The sequence below is a fragment of the Gordonia sp. PDNC005 genome, from assembly GCF_016919385.1.
GTDB lineage: Bacteria > Actinomycetota > Actinomycetes > Mycobacteriales > Mycobacteriaceae > Gordonia.
Map to the genome: position 1 here is coordinate 1,293,922 of NZ_CP070351.1, position 23,662 is coordinate 1,317,583.

23 protein-coding genes are annotated in these 23,662 nt (G+C 66.7%); 18 read left to right on the forward strand and 5 right to left on the reverse strand.

Translation table 11 applies throughout. The features are described from left to right. The first annotated feature begins 49 nt into the window (after positions 1–49). The 7 genes from JVX90_RS06085 to proB all read left to right on the forward strand — a co-directional run bounded on the left by JVX90_RS06085 (position 50) and on the right by proB (position 7,966). A complete protein-coding gene (locus tag JVX90_RS06085) occupies positions 50–484 on the forward strand; it encodes a hypothetical protein (RefSeq protein ID WP_205331509.1) in 435 nt (144 codons plus the stop codon). Positions 485–521: 37 nt separating this feature from the next. Next, entirely contained in the window at positions 522–938 is a 417-nt protein-coding gene (gene ndk, locus JVX90_RS06090) for a nucleoside-diphosphate kinase (protein ID WP_205331510.1), read from the forward strand. Positions 939–1,207: 269 nt separating this feature from the next. After that, complete coding sequence (locus JVX90_RS06095) at positions 1,208–4,456, forward strand: Rne/Rng family ribonuclease (protein WP_205331511.1); 3,249 nt, start codon at positions 1,208–1,210, stop codon at positions 4,454–4,456. 203 nt (positions 4,457–4,659) lie between these two features. Continuing rightward, complete coding sequence (rplU, locus tag JVX90_RS06100; protein WP_008378366.1) at positions 4,660–4,971, forward strand: 50S ribosomal protein L21; 312 nt, start codon at positions 4,660–4,662, stop codon at positions 4,969–4,971. A 32-nt stretch (positions 4,972–5,003) separates the two neighbouring features. Further along, complete coding sequence (gene rpmA / locus JVX90_RS06105) at positions 5,004–5,267, forward strand: 50S ribosomal protein L27 (RefSeq protein WP_008378367.1); 264 nt, start codon at positions 5,004–5,006, stop codon at positions 5,265–5,267. A 97-nt stretch (positions 5,268–5,364) separates the two neighbouring features. Continuing rightward, on the forward strand, positions 5,365–6,858 hold the full coding sequence (obgE, locus tag JVX90_RS06110) for a GTPase ObgE (protein ID WP_205331512.1): 1,494 nt from the start codon (positions 5,365–5,367) through the stop codon (positions 6,856–6,858). Continuing rightward, a complete protein-coding gene (gene proB, locus JVX90_RS06115; RefSeq protein WP_205331513.1) occupies positions 6,851–7,966 on the forward strand; it encodes a glutamate 5-kinase in 1,116 nt (371 codons plus the stop codon). The genes obgE and proB overlap by 8 nt, the downstream gene beginning before the upstream one ends. A 21-nt stretch (positions 7,967–7,987) precedes the next feature. Here the strand turns inward: proB and JVX90_RS06120 are convergent, their stop codons facing one another. The 4 genes from JVX90_RS06120 to JVX90_RS06135 form a co-directional block, all read right to left on the reverse strand. Continuing rightward, the gene (locus JVX90_RS06120; protein WP_205331514.1) at positions 7,988–8,425 is read right to left on the reverse strand and encodes an ectoine synthase; all 438 of its coding nucleotides are present in this window, start codon (positions 8,423–8,425) and stop codon (positions 7,988–7,990) included. Beyond that, the gene (ectB, locus tag JVX90_RS06125) at positions 8,422–9,693 is read right to left on the reverse strand and encodes a diaminobutyrate--2-oxoglutarate transaminase (RefSeq protein WP_205331515.1); all 1,272 of its coding nucleotides are present in this window, start codon (positions 9,691–9,693) and stop codon (positions 8,422–8,424) included. The genes JVX90_RS06120 and ectB overlap by 4 nt, the downstream gene beginning before the upstream one ends. Before the next feature lie 30 nt (positions 9,694–9,723). Further along, a complete protein-coding gene (gene ectA, locus JVX90_RS06130) occupies positions 9,724–10,230 on the reverse strand; it encodes a diaminobutyrate acetyltransferase (protein ID WP_205331516.1) in 507 nt (168 codons plus the stop codon). Positions 10,231–10,348: 118 nt separating this feature from the next. Next, a complete protein-coding gene (locus JVX90_RS06135) occupies positions 10,349–11,224 on the reverse strand; it encodes a Sir2 family NAD-dependent protein deacetylase (protein ID WP_205331517.1) in 876 nt (291 codons plus the stop codon). Positions 11,225–11,251: 27 nt separating this feature from the next. Here JVX90_RS06135 and rsmD point away from each other — a divergent pair, with 27 nt between their 5' ends. The 6 genes from rsmD (at position 11,252) to mutM (ending at position 15,383) form a co-directional block, all read left to right on the forward strand. Continuing rightward, on the forward strand, positions 11,252–11,797 hold the full coding sequence (rsmD, locus tag JVX90_RS06140) for a 16S rRNA (guanine(966)-N(2))-methyltransferase RsmD (RefSeq protein ID WP_205331518.1): 546 nt from the start codon (positions 11,252–11,254) through the stop codon (positions 11,795–11,797). A gap of 37 nt (positions 11,798–11,834) precedes the next feature. Beyond that, positions 11,835–12,323 carry a pantetheine-phosphate adenylyltransferase gene (gene coaD / locus JVX90_RS06145; protein ID WP_205331519.1) on the forward strand — a complete coding sequence of 163 codons (489 nt, stop codon included), beginning with the start codon at positions 11,835–11,837 and terminating at the stop codon, positions 12,321–12,323. 99 nt (positions 12,324–12,422) lie between these two features. Continuing rightward, the gene (locus JVX90_RS06150; protein WP_205331520.1) at positions 12,423–13,217 is read left to right on the forward strand and encodes a DivIVA domain-containing protein; all 795 of its coding nucleotides are present in this window, start codon (positions 12,423–12,425) and stop codon (positions 13,215–13,217) included. A gap of 34 nt (positions 13,218–13,251) precedes the next feature. Next, on the forward strand, positions 13,252–13,788 hold the full coding sequence (locus JVX90_RS06155) for a YceD family protein (protein WP_205331521.1): 537 nt from the start codon (positions 13,252–13,254) through the stop codon (positions 13,786–13,788). Further along, entirely contained in the window at positions 13,785–14,513 is a 729-nt protein-coding gene (gene rnc, locus JVX90_RS06160; protein WP_205331522.1) for a ribonuclease III, read from the forward strand. Before JVX90_RS06155 ends, rnc begins: the two co-directional genes overlap by 4 nt. A gap of 3 nt (positions 14,514–14,516) precedes the next feature. Continuing rightward, entirely contained in the window at positions 14,517–15,383 is an 867-nt protein-coding gene (gene mutM, locus JVX90_RS06165) for a bifunctional DNA-formamidopyrimidine glycosylase/DNA-(apurinic or apyrimidinic site) lyase (protein WP_205331523.1), read from the forward strand. A 50-nt stretch (positions 15,384–15,433) separates the two neighbouring features. Here mutM and JVX90_RS06170 read toward each other — a convergent pair whose 3' ends face one another. Beyond that, positions 15,434–16,810, reverse strand: coding sequence for an MFS transporter (locus JVX90_RS06170; RefSeq protein WP_205331524.1), 1,377 nt, complete (start codon positions 16,808–16,810; stop codon positions 15,434–15,436). Positions 16,811–16,870: 60 nt separating this feature from the next. Here JVX90_RS06170 and JVX90_RS06175 point away from each other — a divergent pair, with 60 nt between their 5' ends. The 5 genes from JVX90_RS06175 to ftsY all read left to right on the forward strand — a co-directional run bounded on the left by JVX90_RS06175 (position 16,871) and on the right by ftsY (position 23,548). Then, complete coding sequence (locus JVX90_RS06175; RefSeq protein ID WP_205331525.1) at positions 16,871–17,554, forward strand: TetR/AcrR family transcriptional regulator; 684 nt, start codon at positions 16,871–16,873, stop codon at positions 17,552–17,554. A gap of 273 nt (positions 17,555–17,827) precedes the next feature. Next, complete coding sequence (locus tag JVX90_RS06180) at positions 17,828–18,235, forward strand: OsmC family protein (protein WP_205331526.1); 408 nt, start codon at positions 17,828–17,830, stop codon at positions 18,233–18,235. 3 nt (positions 18,236–18,238) lie between these two features. Next, positions 18,239–18,508 (forward strand): acylphosphatase, encoded by a 270-nt coding sequence (locus tag JVX90_RS06185; protein WP_205331527.1) that lies wholly within the window; start codon positions 18,239–18,241, stop codon positions 18,506–18,508. 25 nt (positions 18,509–18,533) lie between these two features. Continuing rightward, positions 18,534–22,154, forward strand: coding sequence for a chromosome segregation protein SMC (gene smc, locus JVX90_RS06190; protein WP_205331528.1), 3,621 nt, complete (start codon positions 18,534–18,536; stop codon positions 22,152–22,154). After that, the gene (gene ftsY, locus JVX90_RS06195) at positions 22,151–23,548 is read left to right on the forward strand and encodes a signal recognition particle-docking protein FtsY (RefSeq protein ID WP_205331529.1); all 1,398 of its coding nucleotides are present in this window, start codon (positions 22,151–22,153) and stop codon (positions 23,546–23,548) included. Before smc ends, ftsY begins: the two co-directional genes overlap by 4 nt. The last annotated feature ends 114 nt before the right edge of the window (positions 23,549–23,662 follow it).

Below are 23,662 nucleotides of genomic sequence, written 5' to 3' on the forward strand. Positions count from 1 at the left end.
ACTTCACAGCAGTAGCGTCGATCACTCCGAGATCGACCGGAAGGATTGCATGCGCTCGTCTCATCTCGTGTCCGCGCTGATCGCTGCGGTTGCGGTTCCGCTGTTCATCGCACCGCTCGCGCACGCGGCGCCGTCGTCGACTCTTCCGTCGACGACCACGCCGTCGTCGGAGGGCTTCGACCCGTCGATGGTGAAGCCAGGCCTGCCGATGCCGGTGCCCGAGGGCTCCTTCGGGTACATCGCGACGCGCGGTGCGACCAAGTGGATGGACGATCGCCAGCCGGGTGCGCTCATCCGGAATCTTCCGGTGCCGCCTGCGTTCCGGCAGGCGAACAGTGCGATGGGCAAGATCATCGACGCCGAGCTCGATGCCGCGATGGCGAAGCCGGGCGCCTGCGTTCAGATCATCGTCACGCCGCACTCCAAGTCGGGCCTGTTCAGCTATGGATTCTTCGCCATCGAGCCCGAGTACTGCCCCAGCTGACGCGGCGTATGAGGCCACCGGTCGTTACAGTGTCCTGGTGACTGAACAGACTCTCGTCCTCATCAAGCCCGACGGCGTGCAGCGCGGTGTCATCGGTGAAGTGATCTCCCGCATCGAACGCAAAGGCCTGACGCTGGCCGCGCTCGAACTGCGCACCGTCACCACCGAGATCGCCAGTGAGCACTACGCCGAGCACGCCGAACGCCCGTTCTTCGGTTCGCTGCTCGAATTCATCACCTCCGGCCCCGTGGTCGCACTCGTCGTGGAAGGCCCGCGCGCCATCGCCGCGTTCCGTCAGCTCGCGGGCGGCACCGATCCCGTCGAGAAGGCCACACCCGGCACGATCCGCGGTGACTTCGGCCTCGAGACCCAGTTCAACCTGGTTCACGGCTCCGACTCGCCCGAGTCCGCCGCTCGTGAGATCGCCCTCTGGTTCCCGTCGCTCAACTCCTGATCCGACACCCTCGCGCCGCGGCGCGCGGGGCACTTTTCCAGGCTGTGCGGGTTCTTCCCGGCACGTGTGGGATACTTGTTGTAGTTCACGGCGTCACACTTTGACGCCGAGGGCTCGGCGGACGAACCGCCACAGCAAGGCGTCGAGAACGACGCGAAGACCACACAACACCCGGTCGCTTCGACCGGCACACATTGGGAAGGCCCTCGCGTGGCCGCGTCGTGAGAAGTTCACACGCCCGACGCGCCCGGGGGTCTCGAGGAGACCACGTGACCGACAACGGGTCGCCGGTGAACGCCGACAAGGCGGATTTCACGGCGGAACATTTTCCCCTTCGACTCCGCGTGCACGCACTCGCCCGGATGCTGGAATCCACCAGCCGGGACGTGCTTGCGCACCTTGGTGAGTTGGGGGTGACGGCGCGCACCGCGCAGTCGTCCATTTCACGCGACGACGCATACGCCGTCGCACAGCGTCTTGGCGCCACCGCGCCCGACGCTTCCACCGACGACGCCGCAGCCGCGGCAGCGGAACCCTCGACGTCGCTGTTCTCGGCGGTTGAGGTCGTGGAGCCGCAGGCGCCTGCCGCTGCGGGCGACGCGGGAGCGCCTCTCTTCTTGTCGGCGGACACTCCGGCAGGCGGCAAGCCCGCCAAGAAGGCCGCGGCGCGTAAGGCCGCCGCCCGGAAGACCACGAAGCCCGACGCCGAGCCTGTGACCGACGAGCGTCCCGCCGCCGAGTCGACCTCGGATGAGACATCTGAGGACAAGAAGACCGAGGACAAGAAGCCCGAGGACAAGAACGCCGACGACAAGAACGCCGACGACAAGAAGGCCGACGGCAAGAAATCCGCCCGCAAGTCCGCGAAGAAGGCGGACGACGGCGAGGCCGCGCCTGCCAAGAAGAAGAGCGCCAAGAAGTCAGGCAAGAAGGCCAAGACGGCAGACTCCGACGACACCGCCGATGCGCCTGCCGTCGAGATCTCCGAGCAGGCGCCGATCGACGGACCGGAGGGTGCCGACGCGTCGGCAGTCGCCGACGCCTCGACCGGCGATGCGCAGGTGGCCGACGAGTCCGCCGACGACACCACCAACGCCGAAGCGGACTCGGACGCCGATGCGGAAGACTCTGCAGAGAACGAGTCGCGGTCGCGCCGCCGTCGTCGTGGACGCCGCGGTCGCGGCCGTGGACGCGGCGACCAGCCCGCCGACGAGCAGAACGACATCACCGAGGCCGCCGACACCGGCAGTGCAGGCGACGAGGAGCAGGCCGCACCTGACGCCGCTCCCGGAGACACGGCGCCGGAGTCCGAGGACTCGTCCGACGACACGGAGACCTCCGACACCGACTCCGGCGACGACGCCTCCGATGACGCGACGCCCACCAGCAAGCGTCGGCGTCGCCGTCGTCGCCGTCGTGGAGCCGGTGAAGGCGAGGAGGCGACGTCGTCCGACGATCCGCCGAACACCGTCGTCCACGAACGCGAGCCCCGCACCAAGAGAGTGCGCGACGAAGTCCAGGGCATCTCCGGATCCACTCGGCTGGAGGCCAAGCGCCAGCGTCGACGTGACGGACGGGACGCGGGACGTCGTCGTCCGCCGATTCTGACCGAGTCGGAATTCCTGGCCCGCCGTGAGTCGGTGGAGCGAGTCATGGTGATCCGCGAGCGCGGCGCCAACGCGACCACCGAGGACTACACGCAGGTCGCCGTTCTCGAAGACGGAGTCCTGGTTGAGCACTTCGTGACCACCGAGACGTCACAGTCGATGGTCGGCAACATCTACCTTGGCCGCGTCCAGAACGTGCTGCCCGGCATGGAGGCTGCGTTCGTCGACATCGGCCGAGGCCGCAACGGCGTCCTGTACGCGGGCGAGGTCAACTGGGAGGCTGCGGGCCTCGACGGTCGATCACGCAAGATCGAGCAGGCCCTCAAGCCCGGCGACTACGTACTGGTCCAGGTCAGCAAGGACCCGATCGGACACAAGGGCGCTCGCCTGACGACACAGATCTCGCTGGCCGGCCGTTACCTGGTGTACGTGCCCGGCGGGACGTCGACCGGCATCAGCCGGAAGCTGCCCGACACCGAGCGCAAGCGTCTCAAGCAGATCCTCTCCAAGCTCGTGCCGGACGAGGCGGGCGTCATCATCCGCACCGCGTCGGAGGGTGTCAGCGCAGAGGAGCTCGCGGCCGACGTCGCACGACTGGAATCGCAGTGGAAGGGCATCGAAGCCGCCGCCGCTGAGCATTCGGAGAAAGCGTCCGGAACTCCGCGTGCGCTGTACGAAGAGCCCGACCTGCTGGTCCGCGTGGTCCGCGACCTGTTCAACGAGGATTTCAGCAAGCTCGTCGTCGAAGGCGACAAGGCGTGGAAACTGGTCTCCGGGTATGTCAACGACGTCGCCTCCGACCTGTCCGAGCGGGTCGAGGAGTTCGCCAAGGCGCACGCGGACGCTCCCGACTCGTTCGCCGTGCACCGCATCGACGAGCAGCTCGCGAAGGCACTCGACCGGAAGGTGTGGCTGCCTTCTGGCGGCACGCTGATCATCGAGCACACCGAGGCGATGACCGTCGTCGACGTCAACACCGGCAAGTTCACCGGTTCGGGCGGCAATCTCGAGGAGACGGTCACCAGGAACAACCTGGAAGCCGCGGAGGAGATCGTCCGGCAGATGCGTCTGCGTGACATCGGCGGCATGATCATCGTCGACTTCATCGACATGGTCCTCGAGTCGAACCGCGATCTTGTGCTGCGTCGCCTCACCGAGGCGCTGGCCCGTGACCGCACACGTCACCAGGTGTCCGAAGTGACGTCGCTAGGACTTGTGCAGATGACACGCAAGCGTCTCGGCACCGGCTTGCTCGAAGCCTTCTCGACCACGTGCACCGCGTGTGCAGGTCGGGGAGTGATCGTCCACGCCAATCCTGTCGAGGTCCGTCCGGCGTCGTCCGACGACGCTTCGCGCGGGGATTCGAGCAGCCGACGGACGCGTCGTAAGAAGGGACGCGCCGAGGCCGCTCCGGAGACGAAGCCCGAGGCGGCCCCATCGGTCCAGCAGCCCAAGGCGCCGCACAAGCCCGCCGCGGAGCACCCGCTGTTCCGGACCATGGCTCACCACGACGACGAACACGGTCACGATCACAGCGACGATCACGCAGTCGCCGACCATCCGGTGGAGGTCGCGCCCGTAGCGGTCGTAGAGACGGCCGACGCCGCGGTTGAGGTTGCTGCTGTCGCGCCGGTCGCCGTGGACGTACCCGATGCAGTGGCCCCGGTCGCCGAGCCGGCGCCTGTCGCCGACGCGGCCCCGGCCGCCGGAGTGGTCCGACGACGTCGTCGGGCGGTCCGCCGTCCGTCGGCGCCCACCGCGGTCGCCCCGGAAGCGATCACCGTTGGAAGTGCGGAACCGCCGGTCACCACCGTCGCCCCCCAGGCTTCCGAGCCGGTCGTGTCGGTCACCCGGACCCCGCGCAGGCGTACCGGTCGACGTGCGGCGGGGCCTCCGCCGGGCGGCGACTGACACGCCGGCGAGATGAGTTTGACCTGATAGGGAGCGCTACCGTAACCTTGACAGGTCGCATCCCCCAGACGCGCGCTGACGCCTGCGCTGGAGAGGAAATGCTCCGAGGACGGATCCCCGGAGTGTGCAGCACCACAGATTCGCTGGAGCGCAGGAATGGCCTGCGACTTCGGCCCGATGAGACAAGTTAGAGGACAGCGGGAATGGCTACGTACGCGATCGTCAAGACCGGCGGTAAGCAGTACAAGGTCGCCGAAGGCGACATTGTGAAGGTTGAGAAGATCGACGCCGCTCAGGGCAGCAGCGTTGATCTGCCGGTGGCGCTGGTCGTCGATGGTGCGAACCTCACCACCGATGCGGACAAGCTCGCCAAGGTGTCGGTCGCAGCCGAGATCCTCGAGCACGTCAAGGGTCCGAAGATCCGCATCCACAAGTTCAAGAACAAGACCGGCTACCACAAGCGCCAGGGTCACCGTCAGAACCTGACGGTCCTCAAGGTCACCGGTATCAAGTAAGCAACGCACTTTTCTTTCAGGAGGAATGAACCATGGCACATAAGAAGGGTGCATCCAGCTCGCGCAACGGTCGCGATTCGAATGCCCAGCGACTCGGTGTGAAGCGCTTCGGCGGCCAGCAGGTCAGCGCGGGCGAGATCCTGATCCGTCAGCGCGGCACCAAGTTCCACCCGGGCGTCAACGTCGGTCGCGGTGGCGACGACACGCTGTTCGCTCTCGAGGCAGGCGCCGTGCAGTTCGGCACCAAGCGCGGCCGCAAGACCGTGAACATCGTCCCGGAGTCGGCCTCGGTCTGACACCAGGTGTTCTGGTAACAAGCTCTACACAGGGCGGGTCGGGGTCACTACAGAACCCTGACCCGCCTTGTGTCATTCGGTGAGGAAGGAGACGAACGTGTCGCGTTTCGTCGACCGCGTCAAAATCGACGTGGTAGCAGGCAACGGCGGACACGGATGTTCGTCTGTGCACCGTGAGAAGTTCAAGCCGCTCGGTGGTCCCGACGGCGGCAACGGTGGCAACGGCGGTGACGTCCGCCTCGTCGTCGATCCTCAGGTCCACACGCTCCTCGACTTCCACTTCCGACCGCACGCGCGCGGCACCAACGGACGACCCGGTCACGGAGACAACCGCAGCGGCGCCAACGGCGACGAACTCGTGCTTCCGGTCCCTGACGGCACCGTTGTGCTCGACGACAAGGGAAACATCCTCGCCGACATGGTCGGGGAGGGCACCGAGTTCGTCGCCGCGCAAGGCGGTCGCGGCGGCCTGGGCAACGCGGCGCTGGCCTCGAAGGCGCGCAAGGCGCCAGGTTTCGCCCTCTTGGGCGAGCCCGGCGAGGAACGCGAACTCATCCTCGAACTGAAGTCGGTGGCCGACGTCGGTCTCGTCGGCTTCCCGTCGGCCGGAAAGTCGTCGCTGGTCTCAGTGCTGTCCGCAGCGAAGCCGAAGATCGCCGACTACCCGTTCACCACGCTCACGCCGAACCTCGGAGTCGTCACCGCGGGCGCCGACGTGTTCACCGTCGCCGACGTCCCCGGTCTCATTCCCGGAGCGTCGGAGGGCCGCGGACTGGGCCTGGAGTTCCTCCGGCACCTCGAGCGCTGTGCCGTCCTGGCGCACGTCGTCGACTGTGCGACCCTCGACCCGGGGCGCGACCCGCTCTCGGACATCGACGCGCTCGAAGCCGAGCTCGCAGCATACCGCCCCGCCTTGGACGCCGACCACTCGCTCGGCGACCTGGCGAGCCGGCCCCGCATCGTCGTCCTGAACAAGGTCGACATCCCCGAGGCGGCCGAACTCGCCGACCTCGTCGAAGCCGACATCGCCGAGCGCGGCTGGCCCGTCTACCGCATCTCGGCAGTTGCACACCAGGGGCTGTCTGAGCTGACATTTGCACTGGCCGAGATGGTGTCGGAGTACCGGGCCAAGAACGCCAAGCCCGTCGCCCGTCGCGCGATCATCAGGCCCAAGGCCGTCGATCAGGGCGAGTTCACCATCGAAGCCGATCCGTCGATCGAGGGCGGCTTCATCGTCCGCGGCGCGCGTCCGGAACGGTGGATCATCCAGACACAGTTCGAGAACGACGAGGCCGTCGGCTACCTCGCGGACCGGCTCAACCGCCTCGGAGTGGAAGCTGCGCTCGTCAAGCGTGGTGCCAAGCCGGGGGCGGCGGTCACGATCGCCGGTATGACGTTCGACTGGGAGCCGACCACGCCGACCGGCGACGCAGTGCCGATCACCGGCCGCGGCACCGACATCCGGCTCGAGCGGAACGATCGCGTCGGCGCCGCCGAACGCAAGGTCGCCAGGAAGGCTCGCCGTGAGCACTCGGACGCCGACAGCGAGCAGGCTCTCGGCTGGGAGTCCGACGACCTCGACGATGAGTGACGTTCGGGCCGGGATCGCCGCGGCCCGGAGCATCGTCGTCAAGATCGGGTCGTCGGCGCTGACCGACCTCGAGAGCGGCCTCGACCGCGGTCGTCTCGACGTCCTCGTCGACGCCCTCGAAGCACGAATGCGCGCGGGATCCGACGTGATCGTGGTGTCGTCCGGCGCAATCGGGGCCGGAATCGCGCCGCTCGGCCTGCGCAAACGGCCCACCGATCTCGCGACCAAACAAGCAGCTGCCAGCGTTGGACAGCTCGCACTGGCGCACGCTTGGGGGACTTCGTTCGCACGATACGAACGCGTGGTGGGGCAGGTTCTACTCACTGCGGACGACATATCGAACCGCGCGCACCATGCAAACGCTCAGCGCACGCTCGATCGTCTGCGGTCGCTGCATGCCGTGGCGGTGGTGAACGAGAACGACACCGTCGCCACCAACGAGATCCGCTTCGGTGACAACGATCGCCTCGCGGCTCTCGTCGCACATCTGGTGTCCGCGGACGCGCTTGTGCTGCTGTCCGACGTCGACGGTCTGTACACGGGGGACCCCCGGAAGCCGGGGCCTGACGGCCTCCCCGCGCGTCTCATAGAGCAGGTGGACGGTCCCGACGACCTCGACGGAGTGATCGCCGGGTCGGGTGGCGCCCTCGGCACCGGCGGCATGGCCTCGAAGCTGGCGGCCGCACGTCTGGCGTCCGACTCGGGTGTTCCCGTGCTGCTCGCGTCGGCTGCCGACGCGGCGGGAGCGCTTCGCGACGCATCCGTCGGAACAGTGTTCGCCGCACGGCCCGAACGCCTTTCCGCACGACGCTTCTGGGTGCGTCACGCGGCGGAGTCGCATGGCCGGCTGGTGCTCGACGACGGCGCCGTTCAAGCTGTCTGCCTGCGACGACGTTCTCTTCTGGCCGCCGGTGTCACCGAGGCGCACGGCAACTTCTCCAGCGGGGACGTCGTTGATCTGGTCGACCTCGCCGGTGCTGTCCGAGGTCGGGGAGTCGTGGCGTACGACGCAGACGACGTCGCGCGGATGATCGGACGGTCGACGGGCGCGTTGCCCGGTGACCTTCAACGTCCGATCATCCACGCGGACGATCTTGTTCCCGCTTGACCCTGTCGAGTCGAAGCGTCGTCAGGCGCGGTGGCGCCCGGCGAGCTCACCCTCGGGTGCAGGGGCGGGCACCTCGACGAGCGGGTAGACCCCGTTCTCGTCGTGCACCTCGGTGCCCACGACGGGCGGGTTGAACACGCACAGCATCCTCATCTGCTCGTCAACCGACACGGTGTGCCGTTCGTTGCCGTTCAAGAGATACATGCTGCCGGGGCCGAGCGGGTACGTCTCGCCGGTCTCCCGGTCGAGCAGGGTGCCCGACCCCTCGATGAGCCAGACGGCCTCGACGTGGTTCGCGTAATGGAACTCGTTGATCGACCCGGCTTTGATGGTCGTCTCGTGGAATGAGAACCCGACCATGTCGCCGCCGAGGACGATGCGCTTGGAGACCCAGTTGCCCTTCGGGTCGGCGACTTCGCGGTCGGTGCCGGTGATCTCAGCGGTGGTGCGGACGATCATCCGAGCACCTCCTCGACTGCGGCGGACAGGATGGTGAGGCCTTCGCTGAGCTCGGCGTCGGTGATCGTCAAAGCGGGAAGCAGCTTGACGACCTCACTGGACGGGCCGGACGTCTCGGCGAGCAGTCCGCGTTCGAATGCCTTGGCGCACACTTCATCCGCCTTCGGTGCGTCTGCGAAGACAAGCCCCTGAACCATGCCGCGTCCGCGATGGCTGATGCCGTCGAAGCGCTCGCACAGGTCGTCGAAGTGCTCGGAGATCGCGATGCCCTTCGCCTTGGTGGCGATGGTCAGCTTGTCGTCCGACCAGTAGTGATCGATCGCGGCCTTCGCCGTGACGAACGCCGGGTTGTTTCCGCGGAACGTTCCGTTGTGCTCACCGGGCTCCCACACGTCGAGCTCGGGGCGGATCAGGGTGAGCGCCATCGGCAGTCCGTATCCGCCGATCGACTTCGACAGCGTGACGATGTCCGGGACGATGCCTGATTCCTCGAACGAGAAGAACTCGCCGGTACGACCACAACCCATCTGGACGTCGTCGACGATGAGGAGCATGTCCTGGCGCTTGCAGAGGTCGGCGAGGCCGCGCAGCCACTCGGCGCGCGCGACGTTCACGCCGCCCTCTCCTTGAACGGTCTCGACGATGACGGCGGCAGGCTTGTTCAGCCCGCTGCCCTCGTCGTTGAGGACTCGCTCGAACCATGCGAAGTCTTCGGTGGCGCCGCCCATGTAGTTGTCGAACGGCATCGGGGTGGAATGGACGAGCGGAATGCCCGCGCCTGCGCGCTTCATCGCGTTGCCCGTGACCGACAGCGAACCGAGCGTCATGCCGTGGAAGGCGTTGGTGAAGTTGACGATCGCTTCACGCCCGGTCACCTTGCGAGCGAGCTTGAGCGCCGATTCGACGGCATTGGTGCCGGTCGGGCCCGGGAACTGGACCACGTAGTCGAGTCCGCGGGGCTTGAGGATCTTCTCCGCGAACGTCGACAGAAAGGCGCCCTTGGCGCGCGTGTTCATGTCGAGTGCATGCGTGATGCCGTCGCGCTCGATGTAGTCGAGCAGCGCGGACTTGAGGAGCGGATTGTTGTGCCCGTAGTTGAGGGCGCCTGCGCCTGCGAAGAAGTCGAGGTAGCTGCGTCCGTCGACGTCTACGAGTCGAGAGCCGACGGCGGTGTCGAAGAGGGCGGGCCAATCGCGGCAGTAAGAGCGGACTTGAGATTCGTGCTTGGTGAAAGTGTCGTCGCCGCGTGCTGTGTGCATCGTCGTCATTTGTTCAGATTCCTTACGGATTTGTCGGCGTCATGCCGGCGAGAGCCGGTACAGGTCTTCCGGCTCGTGCGAGTCGCCGAAGAGTTCGGCCTCTAGGAAGGGCTCGCGTGTGAACTGCAAGCCCAGCGATCGGGCGACCCCGGCGAACAGGCGCTGCGAAGCGTTGTTGTCGGGGCTGATCGTGGTGTGGATCGCGGAGACCCCCGAACGGCTGAACAGTTCGCGGAGCATCGTGCCCGCGATCTGCTTGCCGCGTTGATCGGCGTCTACCGCCACCTGCCACACCATGAGGACATCGGAGGCGTCCGGCCTGCGATATCCGGTGATGAAGCCGACGGGCCTTCCGTCGACTTCGGCGATGATCGACGTGTCGGCGAAGTCGACGGCCCACAGGACATAGGCGTAGCTCGAGTTCACGTCGAGGACCTGCGAGTCGCGGGCGATCTGCCACATCCGCAGGCCGTCGGTGGCCCGGGGCCGCCGGTAGGCGACACCGCTGCGCTCATTGATTTGGATCGCGCTGAGTTCCGGGTTCATGACGTGACCGAGGCTAACGAGGGGCTCTAGCGATGTCACCCGTTCAGTCCACTCGACGCCGAGATGTCCGGCCTTTATGCAGTTCACAGCTTTGCTGTGGGATAGATCACAGTAACGCCTAGGCGGCCGCCAGCGACGGCAGGATCACCTCGCATCGGTGGTCGATCTTGAGCGTCGCAAAACGGTCTCCACGGGTGCCCCCGCGGTTCACGATCACCACAGGGATCCCGGCCTGAGCCGCGTGCCGCACAAAACGGAGTCCGGACATCACCGTGAGCGACGACCCGGCCACCAGCATCGCGTCGGCGGCGTCGACCATCGCGAAAGCGCGATCGGTGACCGGCCGGGGAACCGTCTCCCCGAAATAGACGATGTCGGGTTTGAGGACGCCGCCGCAGTTTTCGCAGTCGATCATCACGAAGTCGGCGGTGTCGTGCAGGACGGCGTCGGCATCGGGTGCCACTTCGATAGCGCCACGACTGCGGATCGTGTCGGCGAAATCGGGGTTCGCGGTGTCGAGCCTGTCTGCCAGCGTGTGTCGCGACAGCAGGTTCCCGCAGTCCAGACAGATCACTCGTCCGTACGAGCCGTGCAGGTCGAGAGTTGGAAGGCTTCGTGCTTTGAGGTGCAGCATGTCGACGTTCTGAGTGATCACGCCCGACACGGACCCGTCTCGCTGCATCTGTGCGATCGCGTGATGGGCGGTGTTCGGCCGCGCGGCGTCCATGTGGCGCCAGCCGAGGTGATTGCGCGCCCAGTAGTGCCTGCGGAAGTCGGGGGAGGAGAGGAACTGGCCGATCGTCATCGGATTCCGGACCGGCGACCCAGGGCTTCGGTAGTCCGGGATTCCGGACGGGGTGGAGATCCCGGCTCCCGTGAGGACAACTGTGCGTCGTCCGTCGAGGATGCGAGCGGCACGTTCTGCCGCCGCAAGAGGATCTGGGTCTGCAGGGGTCGGCGGGGCCGGCGACCAGGCGTTGACGCGCGTGCGCATGCCACGACGATACGATGGTTAACCGATATGACCAGGATCATCGCCGGAGAGTTCCGGGGCCGCCGACTCAGTGTGCCCGCCGACACCACCAGGCCCACGTCCGACAGGGTGCGCGAGGCCGTGTTCTCCATGCTCGGTGCACGTCTCGACCTCGATGGGCTGCGGGTAGCGGATCTCTACGCGGGAACCGGTGCACTCGGGCTCGAAGCGGTGTCGCGGGGAGCAGCATCTGCGGTGCTCGTGGAGGCGGACCGTCGTGCGGCGAAGATCGTCCGCGACAACATCGCCACCTGTCGCGCCGGTGGACGGGCGCGGGTCGTCGACCGAACTGTCGAATCGTTCCTGTCGGCCGCTGCCGGGCCGTTCGACCTGGTCTTTCTCGATCCGCCGTACGACGTGACGACGTCCGACGTCGATGCCGTCCTGACCTCGCTGCTCCCGGCGTTGGCCGAGGACGCGTGGGTTCTGGTGGAACGCGGAGCCCGCACGGCTCCGATCACGTGGCCGGAGGGGCTCGGCGAGGTGGCTGCGAAGAAGTACGGGGACTCGGTGGTCCATCTCGCGGCACGATAGCGCTGCCACAGATGTCTCGCGCGGTAGATTCGGCGGCATGAGCGCCGCTGTCTGCCCCGGTTCGTACGATCCCTTCACTCTCGGCCATCGATTTGTCGTCGAGCGCACCGCCGCCCGTTTCGATCGAGTGGTCGTCGCTGTGGTGGTCAATCCCAACAAGCAGGGGATGTTCTCGATCGACGAGCGGATCGAGCTGATCCGCGAGGACTGCGCGGACCTGCCGAACGTGGAAGTCCGCAGCTGGTCGGGGCTGTTGGTGGATCTCGTGCGTGACGACGACCTTCCGACCATCGTCAAGGGGCTGCGGTCGGAGACCGACTTCGCATACGAGACACCGATGGCGCAGATGAATCGTGAACTCGCAGACGCCGAGACGCTCTTCATGCTCACCGACCCCCGGTTTGCGCATGTCTCCAGCTCGCTGGTGAAGGAAGTCGCCAAGCTCGGCGGCGACGTGACCCCTTACCTTGCGCCGCACATTCACCGTGCGCTCTCCGACAAGCTCGCAGGAGCCCGCTCGATCTGACGAGGCACGACACGCCGACCTCGCCTCCTGAGTCACAGTCGCAACATTCGGCACAATGGCCACAAGAACATCAAGGCCTTGTGCCGGATCGGAGTAACCGTGTACCGCGTATTCGAAGCGCTGGACGAACTCGTCGCACTCGTCGAAGAGGCGCGCACCGTCCCGATGACCGCCGGCTGCCTCGTGCCCCGCGGTGACGTCCTGGAACTGCTCGACGACCTGCGCGACGCTCTCCCCGGGGAGCTCGACGACGCCCAGGACGTGCTCGACGAGCGTGACACCATAGTCGGCAACGCACGCGACACGTCAGACAAGCTGATCACCGGCGCCGAGAACGATTCGGAGTCGATGCTCGCTCACGCGAAGGCTGAAGCCGAGCGGATCGTCGCCGAGGCGCAGGCCAGGGCCGATCGTCTCGTCAGCGAGGCGGGCGTGCACGCACAGCAGACCATCGACTCGGCAGACGAGGAGGCGCAGCGCCTCGAAGCCAGTGCCAACCGCGAGTTCGAGGCCGTCACCGGTCGCGCACGCGCCGAAGCCGCACGGGTCGTCGAGGCGGGCGATGCCAGCTACCACAAGTCGGTGTCGGACGGCATCGCCGAGCAGCAGCGGTTGGTGTCCGAGTCGGAAGTCGTCGCGGCGGCCAAGAGTGAGGCCGAGCGGATCGTCGACGCGGCGCACGCCGAGTCCGATCGTCTGCGGGGCGACTGCGACATCTACGTCGACGACAAGCTCGCAGGTTTCGAGGACCTGCTGACCAACACGCTGCGGTCGGTGAACCGCGGGCGTCAGCAACTCCGCACCGGAGCAGGCATGCACGACTACGTCGAGTACCCGCACGGTATCGACGACGCGCGTCGCGAAGACCTCGATCAGCACGAGATGGCGGGCTGACGAACCGATTCGACACAAGCGCTAAAATCAGTGCGTGAGTGTGAATCCCTTCGTTATCGACGTTCGGAGCGTCCCCCGCCGCGCAGGTTCGATGGTGGAGGTCGACCGCACGGTCGTCACCGCCGACCGGATCGGCGCCCAGATGGTCGGGATACCCGCCGGTGCCGACGTTCACCTCGATCTGCGGCTGGAATCGGTCACCGAGGGTGTCCTGGTCAGTGGCACTGTGGACGGCCCTCTTGACGGGCAGTGCGGTCGATGCCTCGATCCGATCGAGGATTCGGTGTCGGTGTACTTGACCGAGCTGTTCGCCTACCCGAACAGCGAGACCGACAAGACGTCCGACGACGAGGACGTCGAAAGGATCGTCGACGAGGAGATCAACCTCGAGCAGACGATCATCGACGCCGTCGGCACCGAACTCCCGTTGACTCCGGTCTGCGCGCCCGACTGCCCCGGCCTCTGCCAGATCTGCGGTGTGAAGCTCGCCGACGCCGAGCCTGATCACGGACACGACATCATCGATCCTCGCTGGGCGAAGTTGGCTGCGTTCAAGGACGATGCCGAGTGAGTCGGCGGACCGACCAGACTGAGCTTCTCGAGGCCCTCGGCGTCACCATCAGTGACGAGATCCTCACGTTGGCGTTGACGCACCGCTCGTACGCGTACGAGAACGGTGGGTTGCCGACCAACGAGCGACTCGAGTTCCTCGGTGACGCAGTGCTCGGCGTTGTCGTCACCGAACGGCTGTACGTCGGTTTTCCCGACCGTCCGGAAGGTGAGCTGGCGAAGATCCGTGCGAGTGTGGTGAACATGAATGCTCTCGCGGACATCGCGCGTGGTCTCGGCGATGGCGGGCTCGGAGCGCACATCCATCTCGGTCGGGGTGAGGAGTTGACCGGTGGTCGGGACAAGGCGAGCATTCTCGCGGACGGTCTCGAGTCGTTGTTCGGTGCGATATTCCTCGATCACGGCATCGAGGTGGCCAAGCGCGTGATCATGGGGCTCTTCGAGCCGATCATCGCTCGCGCCGGAGAGCTGGGTGCGGGTCTCGACTGGAAGACGTCGTTGCAGGAGTTGTCTGCCGAACGTGGGACCGGGCAGCCGCACTATCAGGTGACGTCGACCGGGCCCGATCACGATAAAGAGTTCACCGCCACGGCCGTTGTCGCCGGTCGTTCACTCGGCGCAGGAGTTGGACGGACGAAGAAGGAAGCCGAGCAGAACGCCGCCGCCATCGCGTGGCGCGAACTCGACGGTGACCCGACTGTCGGACAGTCGACGTCCAGGAACTGACGGGTGCCTGAACTTCCCGAAGTCGAGACGATTCGATCCGGTCTCGCTCCTTACCTCGCAGGTCGGACCGCGACGTCGATCGAGGTGGCGCATCCGCGTGCTGCGCGACGCCACGTGGGCGGCCCGTCCGATCTGGAGAACCGATTGCGCGGCAAGCGGTTCGAGTCGGTCGATCGGCGCGGCAAATACCTGTGGATCACTGGAGCCGACGCCACCGACGAAGTGGCTGTCGTCGTTCATCTCGGCATGAGCGGGCAACTGCTGATCAGCGAGGCCGATGCTCCCGATCCCGTGCACTTGCGCATTCGCGTCCAGCTCGACGACGGCCGGCAACTGAGGTTCGTGGACCAGCGGACCTTCGGCGGCTGGCACGTCGACGAGCTGGTGACGGTAGGAGAGCGGGCGCTGCCGGAGTCGGTGGCGCACATCGCGCCGGACCCGTTCGAGCCCGCCTACGATCCCGACCGCGTGGTGTCCGTGCTCCGCAAACGTGACACGGAGATCAAACGCGCGATCCTGGACCAGACGGTCGTCTCCGGGATCGGCAACATCTACGCGGACGAATCGCTGTGGCGCGCACAGCTTCACGGACGTCGCCGTACACGTGGCATCACCAGGGCCGCGCTCGGCGAACTGCTCGGCGCGGCGTCGGACGTGATGGGCGAGGCGATCAAGGTCGGCGGAACGTCGTTCGACGATCTCTACGTCAATGTCAACGGGCAGTCGGGATACTTCGAGCGATCGTTGAACGCGTACGGCCGAGAGGGACTTCCGTGCAGGCGCTGCGAGACGCTGTTGCACCGCGAACAGTTCATGAACCGCAGTTCGTTCTTCTGTCCGCTGTGCCAGCGGCCGCCACGGGCGAGATAGCGTCACGCACGGTCGTCGCCTCGACGATCAACTGACGGAGCCGGCGAGGGTCATTCGGCCCGTTCCTTCCCCGGAAGGAGCAAGGCGATGACGAACGCCGCGCCTACCAGGCCTGCGCTCACGAGCAGTGCACTTCGGTACCCCGGGAGGACTTCGGCGCCGGTGTTCACGGCGGCGGATACGGTCACCAGAATCGCGAGGCCGAGCGCTCCGCCGACCTGGCGGTAGGTGTTGAGCAGCCCGGAGACCATGCCTGCGGCCGAGGGGGCCACGGCAGCAGTGGCGACGTTCGGGAGCGGGAGGAAGACCATTCCGATTCCGACCGAGGTCACCAGTGACGGGATGAGGATCGCGGTGATGAACGGGCCGTCTGTGGGGAGAGGTGCGAACAAGAGGAACCCGACAGTCGCGAGCGCCGCACCGCCGGCGACGACTCGACGGGCGCCGAACCTGGGCACGAGTCGTGATGCGATCTGAACCGCGGCGATGGTGCCGAAGCAGAAGGGAAGGAACACCAGCCCGGTCTTCGTAGCGGAGTACCCGAGCCCCATCTGCAGGTAGAGCGACACGAAGTAGAAGGCGCCGAACTGTCCCGCGACGATGAACGCGAACACCAAGCACGGGACGAGGACGTCGCGGCGACCGAGGACGCGGAAGTCGACAAGCGGCACAGCAGTTCGCCGCTCGGCCGCGACGAATGCGCCCAGCAGGACGGCGGCCACAGCGAACCAGGCGAGCGTCCGGACGCTGCCCCAGCCGTTGTCGGTCGCGGCGACGATCCCATAGGTCAGGACTGTCAGTCCGGCGGTGGCGAGCACGCCGCCCGCCCAATCGGTTCGACGGTCGGCACCGGCGATGGGGCCGGGCGCTGCGAATGACAGTGCGAGCCCCGCTGCAGACACCAGTGCTCCGCAGGCGATCACAGTGCGCCACCCGAACGCGTCGGTGAGGACACCGGAGAGGACCACGCCCACAGCACCTCCGAGGGAGGCTCCGATCGCGATGGCCGCAAATCCTTTGGCGCGTTGAGCCGGTTCACGGAAAGTCAGTGCGACCGACGTGATCGCTGCGGGTGCGACGGCTGCTGCACCAACGCCCTGCAGAATTCGCACGGAGATGACCTGCCACGGCTCACTGCACAGGTATGCGGCGAGCGACGCGATGGTGAACAGGGCGAATCCGAACCTGAGCAGCGATCTGGCTCCGAACCTGTCGGAGAGGCGTCCGGACAGGAGGAGCAGCCCTCCGAAGACGATCGCGTATGCATTCACGACCCACGACAGGCCCTGCGGGCTGAAGTGCACGTCGTCCCGGATCGCTCGAAGCGCGACATTGGTGACTGAGGCGTCGAAGGTGACGAGGAACTGGGAGAGGCCGGCGAGCACAAGCGAGGTCCGGACCGCAGTGTTTTGTGTAGCACGTAACATAATTGATTAGGCTAGACTTACTTACGAGCCGAGTGCAAGGGGCTCTGGCAGAATGCGTGCATGCGTCAGAGCACGCCGCGTCGGGGTCGTCCGCCGAGCATCACGCGGGACCAGATCGTTGAGCGAGCGCTACTTCGGCTTGACGAAGCCGGTGTCGACGCGCTCACCATGAAGGCTCTCGCCAGTGACTTGGGCGTGACCACGATGGCGCTGTACCGCCACGTGGGCGATAAGGAGACGCTGGTTGCGCTGGCCCTCGACGCGATCGCGGACCCGTTCGCGACCATCACGTACCCGGACGAGCCGCGCGCGTGCATTCGACGTGCGATGACCACCCTGTACACCACGCTGACCGCACATCCGTGGGTTCCGGAAGCGCTCATCCGACCACAGCGGATCGGACGTGGAGCGCTGCTGCTCGCCGACGCGGTGATCGGGGCGGCGTTCGACATCACCGGAGATCGTGCCGCCGCGCTCGCGGCGTACCGGGCCCTGTGGAGCCTCACGCTCGGCAGCGTGCTCTCACATCTGCGGCAGCGTGCGGAGGGGACGCCGCTGTCTCACGACCGGATGGACCAACTCATGGGCTCTGCGTCCGCTGACGCGCTTCCGAACCTGCGCGCGAGCGTGATGTTGGACCTGCAGCCGTCCACGGACGACGACTTCGTTGACAGTCTCGAAGCACTGATGGCTGGACTTTTCGGCCCGATCGGTGGTGCTGACTGCGGCCGTCGGTCGCAGTGAGGTGCGTCGCGCCGAACAGACAGCGCTGAATTGCGGTAGGGACGACGGTCTAGGCTCGCGCCGTTTAATGTGCACCGATGTGGGTCTGGAAGGCCGTCTGGAGCGAAATTGTCGTGGAATCGGTGAACATTGAACGGCGGCTCGAGTCACCGACGTCGGTCGGCACCGCGGACGCGGCGATGACTACGCTGTTCGCGAGGGTAGGAGCACACGGGAAGCATTCGCGAGCCGCTCGTGTTGCCATCCACACAACGACGAAGGAGTCTTCACGACATGACTGATCTGTGGGTGCAGCGCACCGGAACACGCCGGTACACCGGCCAGAGTTCGCGGGGCGCGGAGGTGTTGATCGGTTCGGCCGACGTCGAGGGTGTGTTCACGCCCGGCGAACTGTTGAAGATCGCTCTCGCCGCATGCACCGGAATGTCCTCGGACAAGCCGCTGTCGCGTCGCCTCGGTGACGACTACGACGCCACCATCCGCGTGTCAGGTGACGCTGATCGTGAGAACGAGGTGTACCCGGTGCTCTCGGAGACGCTTGAAGTGGACCTGTCCGATCTCGACCCGGAGGCTGCTCAGCGGCTGCTCGTGGTCGTCGAACGCGCGGTCGACAAGGTGTGCACCGTGGGACGCACGATCAAGGCCGGCGCGCAGGTCGAGCTGGCAATCGAAACGGACTGACGCATGGAACGACTGTCGGCGTGGGTGCACGGAAACGTCCAAGGTGTCGGTTTCCGCTGGTGGACTCGATCACGAGCGTTGGAGCTCGGTCTGGTCGGATATGCCTCGAATCACGCCGACGGTCGGGTCCACGTGGTGGCCGAAGGGCCGCGTCCGCAGTTGGACGCCCTACTGAACGCGCTTCGGTCCGGTGAGACGCCCGGACACGTTGATCTGGTGGTCGAGGACTTCCTCGCGGCGCGCTCGGACTTGCACTCGTTCGTCGAACGCTGAGGTCGCGCGAGTAAACTGGACAGTCGTGCACCTCAAGAGCCTCACCCTCAAGGGCTTCAAATCGTTCGCGTCGTCGACGACGCTGCGATTCGAGCCCGGCATCACGTGTGTGGTGGGGCCGAACGGGTCGGGCAAGTCGAACGTCGTGGACGCGCTCACCTGGGTGATGGGCGAGCAGGGTGCGAAGGCGTTGCGCGGTGGAAAGATGGCCGACGTCATCTTCGCCGGCACGTCCGGTCGCGCACCGCTCGGCCGTGCGGAAGTGACGCTGACCATCGACAACTCCGACGGCGCGCTGCCGATCGAGTACTCCGAAGTGTCGGTCACGCGACGCATGTTCCGCGACGGCGCGGGGGAGTACGAGATCAACGGGAACGCATGTCGTCTCATGGACGTGCAGGAACTCCTCTCCGACTCCGGCATCGGCCGCGAGATGCACGTCATCGTCGGGCAGGGCCGGCTCTCGGCGATTCTCGAATCGAAGCCGGAAGACCGTCGCGCGTTCATCGAAGAGGCGGCGGGCGTCCTCAAGCATCGTCGCCGCAGAGAGAAGGCGGTCCGCAAACTCGATGCGATGGCCGCGAATCTCGCTCGCCTGACGGACCTGACGGCTGAGCTGCGTCGACAGCTCAAACCGCTCGGACGACAAGCTGAGGTGGCGCGTCGCGCCGCGACGGTGCAGGCCGACCTGCGCGACGCTCGACTGCGGTTGGCCGCTGACGACCTCGTGACTCGACGTGAGGAGATGGCGCAGCACACGAGCCTCGAACACGAGATCCGCGAACGGCAGAACGAAGTCGCCGCCCAACTCGACGAGGCGACGGCCGCGCTGACCTCAGCGCAGGAACACCTCGCGCAGATCACTCCCGCGGCTGCCGAGGCCGGGCGCGTCTATCACCAGCTGTCGACGCTCGCCGAACGTGTCGACGGCACCCGCCGTGTGGCCTCCGAACGCGCGGCGCACCTCTCGCAGCCCGCGTCGGCGCCCACCGGCCCCGACCCTGAGACGTTGGAGCGTCAGGCCGAAGAAGCCGCGATGACCGAGGCCGAACACGCTCTGGCAGTCGAAGAGGGCGCAGAGCGGCTCGAGTACGCGACCGCCGCACTCCAGGCCGCAGAACAGGCCGCATCGGCGGCGGAGAAGGCACACATGGCGGCCGTACAGGCCGTCGCCGATCGCCGCGAAGGCCTCGCCCGCCTCGAAGGTCAGGCCGCGAACCTGCGAACCAAAGTGGAGTCGGTCGACGCCGAGACCTCACGCCTCGCCGAAGGCATCGAGGCCGCCCACCAGCGGGCAGACGCCGCGCAGGCCCTCATCGACGAGCAGGCCGCCGCGACCGCGGCGCTGGAGTCCCGCGAGGCCAGCCTCGACGAGCATCACGAACGATGTATGGCCGCGCTCGAGACCGCGTCGGCGACCGTCGTCGCACTGCAGAAGACCGAGCGCGAGGCCGAGCACGCGATCGCCTCGCTCACCGCGCGTATCGAAGCGCTCGCCGTGGGCCTCGAACGCGATGACGGCGGCGCATGGCTGCAAGAACACGCAGGTGACGGTCTCCTCGGTCCGCTGTCGGACCTGCTGACAGTGGAACCGGGATACGAGACGGCGGTGTCGCTCGCCCTCGGGCCGGCCGCGGATGCCATCGCCACAGTCGATGGACTCACCGCGGTGCGGGCGCTCGACGCTCTCCGCGGTGGCGACGGCGGGCGTGCGGCACTGATCGTCGGAGGTCTTCCACAGGCGCCGAAGGCCGGCCGACCCCAACTGCCTGCGGGCGTCGTGTGGGCACGTGACGTGGTCACCGCACCGGACACGATCAGCGGTGCGGTCGACGTGCTTCTGGCCGACACCGTGATCGTCGACGACGCGGCACTCGGACTGCGGCTGGCCGCCGAGCACGGATTGGTGGCCGTCACCGGAGACGGTGACCGGGTGTCGGCCGCATCAGTGGAGGGCGGCTCGTCCAAGCGTCCGTCGACGCTCGAAGTCCAGTCCGCCGTCGACACCGCTACCGACGACCTCGCCAAAGCCCGCGCGACAGTCGGCCGTGTGCTCGGCGAACTGAGCGAGGCTCAGGCCGCCGAAGCCCAGGCGCGGGAGGCCGCCGAAGGAGCGCTCGCCGCCCTGAACGAGTCGGACGCCAACGTCGGCGCCGCATACGAACAGCTGGGTCGCCTCGGTTCCGACGTCCGCTCTGCGCGTGATGAAGCGGACCGGCTCACCAGGCAGCGGCGGTTCGTCGAAGAGGGGAGAGCCGACAACCTCGCGGCCCTCACCGAGGTCGAGGAGAGGCTCGCTCGCGCCCTCGACGAGCACGACGACCCGACGGTCGGCGACCTCGACAGCGGAATGCGGGAGGCTGCTGCGGCCGAGGTCGCCTCCGCACGCTCGATGGAGGTCGAGACTCGGCTGACGCTCCGGACGGCGGAGGAGCGTCTCGGATCGGTACGCGGCAAGGCCGAGAGTCTGCGACGGGCAGCGGTCAACGAACGAGCCAACCGTGAGCGACTCAAAAGGCAGGACGCCAGCCGTCGGTACGCGGCGGGCGTCGCGAACGTCGTCGTCGAAGCGGGGCGGAAGCTCGCGGACGCCGTCGCCGCAGCAGCATCCGACGCCGCCCGCGGACGTGACGAACTCGAAGCGGTCCGTGCGGCACGGACCACGGAGACCGACGAGCTTCGTCGACTCGTCGACGAGCTCACCGCAACCATGAACCAACTCCGCGACGCCGTGCACCGCGACGAGATCGCCAAGGCGCAGGCCGAACTGCGCATCGAGCAGCTTGAAGAACAAGTGCTCGAACAGTTCGCGATGGCGCCGGACGACCTCGTCGCCGAATACGGCCCCGACGTCCCGATGCCGCCTTCCGATCTCGAGATGCGGGAGTACGAAGACGCCAAGGCGCGCGGCGAGCAGGTGGTCGCGCCGGCTCCGATGCCATACGACCGCAAGACGCAGGAGATCCGCGCGAAGCGGGCGCAGAAAGACCTCACCACGCTCGGCAAGGTGAACCCGCTCGCTCTTGAGGAGTTCGCCGCGCTCGAAGAGCGGTACTCGTTCCTGTCGACACAGCTCGAAGACGTCAAGAAGGCGCGCGACGACCTGCTCGACGTGGTGGCCGATGTCGACGCCAGAATCCTGCAGGTCTTCACCGAGGCCTACGCCGACGTCGAAGCCGAGTTCACCCAGGTGTTCGCGACTCTCTTCCCCGGCGGCGAAGGCCGACTAGTCTTGACCGATCCGTCCGACATGCTGACCACCGGTGTCGAAGTGGAAGCGCGTCCGCCCGGCAAGAAGGTCAAACGGCTGTCGCTGCTCTCCGGCGGAGAGAAGTCGTTGACCGCGGTCGCCATGCTCGTCGCGATCTTCCGCGCCCGACCGTCGCCGTTCTATGTGATGGACGAGGTGGAGGCCGCGCTCGACGACGCGAACCTCCGGCGACTCATCAGCCTGTTCGAGCAGCTTCGCGAGAAGTCGCAACTCATCGTCATCACGCACCAGAAGCCGACGATGGAGATCGCCGACGCCCTGTACGGCGTCAGCATGCGCGGCGACGGCATCACTCAAGTCATCTCCCAACGACTCCGCGGCGTCGACCTCGCCACGGCAGGCTCATCGCCACAAGGAAAGGCACAGTCTTCGTGACCACAGAAGTCCTCATCGGAATCATCGTCGGAGTGATCCTGCTGATCGCCCTGGTCGGCCTGACCGGCTACCTGATCAGTCGCAAGCGGCAGATCTCGATCTCCGACAAGCCCGAACAGGTGGACGTCACCGACGGAACCACACGCCAAGTGGACCGATCGGGCGGCTACCAGGCTGGTTCGGGCTTCAACTTCAGCCAGGGCGGGACCGCGACCGTTGACGCGCCCGCACCCACGCCCGAGCCTGAGCCGGCTGTCGACGTTCCGGCTGTCGAGGCGCAGCCGGAGGTCTCGGAGTCGACCACCGCTGAGCCTGCTTCCGCCGAACCCGAGGCCACCGAGCCCGATGCCGCCCAGCACGCGGGCGAAGAGGTGGATGCTACTGAGGCGCCGACCTCGGTGGAACCGGAAGTGGTCGCCGAGCCCGAATCGGAGCCGATCGTCGAAGGGGCTCCGGCGCCGGCCCTCGACGACATCGAACCCACCGCCGGACGCCTGTCCCGCCTGCGTGGACGCCTGTCTCGATCGCAGGGCGCCATCGGCGCCAGTGTTCTGGGCCTGCTCGGTGCGGGTGACCTCGACGAAGACTCGTGGGAGGAGATCGAGGACACGCTGGTCATGGCCGACCTCGGCACCGCGGCCACGGCCACCGTCGTCGAACGGCTCCGCGAGGAACTGGCGACGGGCAAGGTCCGCACGGCCGACGACGCGCGTTCGGCGTTGCGCCGGATCCTGATCGAACAGCTCCACCCGAACCTTGATCGCTCGGTGAAGGCACTTCCGCACGCCGACGGACCCGCAGTCGTGCTGGTGGTAGGCGTGAACGGTGTCGGCAAGACCACCACCACCGGGAAGCTCGCACGTGTGCTCGTCGCTGACGGACGACGCGTGACCCTCGGGGCAGCAGACACCTTCCGTGCTGCGGCCGCCGACCAGTTGCAGACTTGGGGCGAACGCGTCGGCGCGGGCATCGTCCGTGGCAAGGAGGGCGCCGACCCGGCGTCGGTCGCGTTCGACGCCGTCACCAAGGGCATCGACGACGGCGTGGACGTCGTCCTCATCGACACCGCAGGCCGCCTGCACACCAAGACCGGGCTCATGGACGAACTCGGCAAGGTGAAGCGCGTCGTGGAGAAAAAGGTCCCTGTCGACGAGGTGCTACTCGTCCTCGATGCGACTGTCGGGCAGAACGGACTCATGCAGGCGAAGGTGTTCGCCGAAGTCGTCGACCTCACCGGTGTGGTGCTGACCAAACTCGACGGAACTGCCAAGGGCGGCATCGTCTTCCGTATCCAGGAGGAACTCGGTGTCCCGGTGAAACTCGTCGGTCTCGGTGAAGGCGCCGACGATCTCGCTCCCTTCGAGCCCGGTGCGTTTGTCGACGCGCTGCTGTAGATCGCACCTCGACGACGATCCCCACCCGGCCATGCCGGGTGGGGATCTTTGCGTTCTGGGTCGTTCGAAGGCACGCAGACCTTGAACGCAATCTCTGAATCGTGATTCAATACT

Coding starts and splice junctions, on each gene's coding strand:
- JVX90_RS06185 (WP_205331527.1), top strand. CDS start 18,239: ATGGAACGACTGTCGGCGTGGGTGCACGGAAACGTCCAAGGTGTCGGT.
- rpmA (WP_008378367.1), top strand. CDS start 5,004: ATGGCACATAAGAAGGGTGCATCCAGCTCGCGCAACGGTCGCGATTCG.
- JVX90_RS06085 (WP_205331509.1), top strand. CDS start 50: ATGCGCTCGTCTCATCTCGTGTCCGCGCTGATCGCTGCGGTTGCGGTT.
- JVX90_RS06120 (WP_205331514.1), bottom strand. CDS start 8,425: ATGATCGTCCGCACCACCGCTGAGATCACCGGCACCGACCGCGAAGTC.
- rsmD (WP_205331518.1), top strand. CDS start 11,252: ATGACCAGGATCATCGCCGGAGAGTTCCGGGGCCGCCGACTCAGTGTG.
- JVX90_RS06135 (WP_205331517.1), bottom strand. CDS start 11,224: ATGCGCACGCGCGTCAACGCCTGGTCGCCGGCCCCGCCGACCCCTGCA.
- rplU (WP_008378366.1), top strand. CDS start 4,660: ATGGCTACGTACGCGATCGTCAAGACCGGCGGTAAGCAGTACAAGGTC.
- coaD (WP_205331519.1), top strand. CDS start 11,835: ATGAGCGCCGCTGTCTGCCCCGGTTCGTACGATCCCTTCACTCTCGGC.
- JVX90_RS06175 (WP_205331525.1), top strand. CDS start 16,871: ATGCGTCAGAGCACGCCGCGTCGGGGTCGTCCGCCGAGCATCACGCGG.
- JVX90_RS06170 (WP_205331524.1), bottom strand. CDS start 16,810: ATGTTACGTGCTACACAAAACACTGCGGTCCGGACCTCGCTTGTGCTC.
- ectA (WP_205331516.1), bottom strand. CDS start 10,230: ATGAACCCGGAACTCAGCGCGATCCAAATCAATGAGCGCAGCGGTGTC.
- ectB (WP_205331515.1), bottom strand. CDS start 9,693: ATGACGACGATGCACACAGCACGCGGCGACGACACTTTCACCAAGCAC.
- proB (WP_205331513.1), top strand. CDS start 6,851: ATGAGTGACGTTCGGGCCGGGATCGCCGCGGCCCGGAGCATCGTCGTC.
- JVX90_RS06180 (WP_205331526.1), top strand. CDS start 17,828: ATGACTGATCTGTGGGTGCAGCGCACCGGAACACGCCGGTACACCGGC.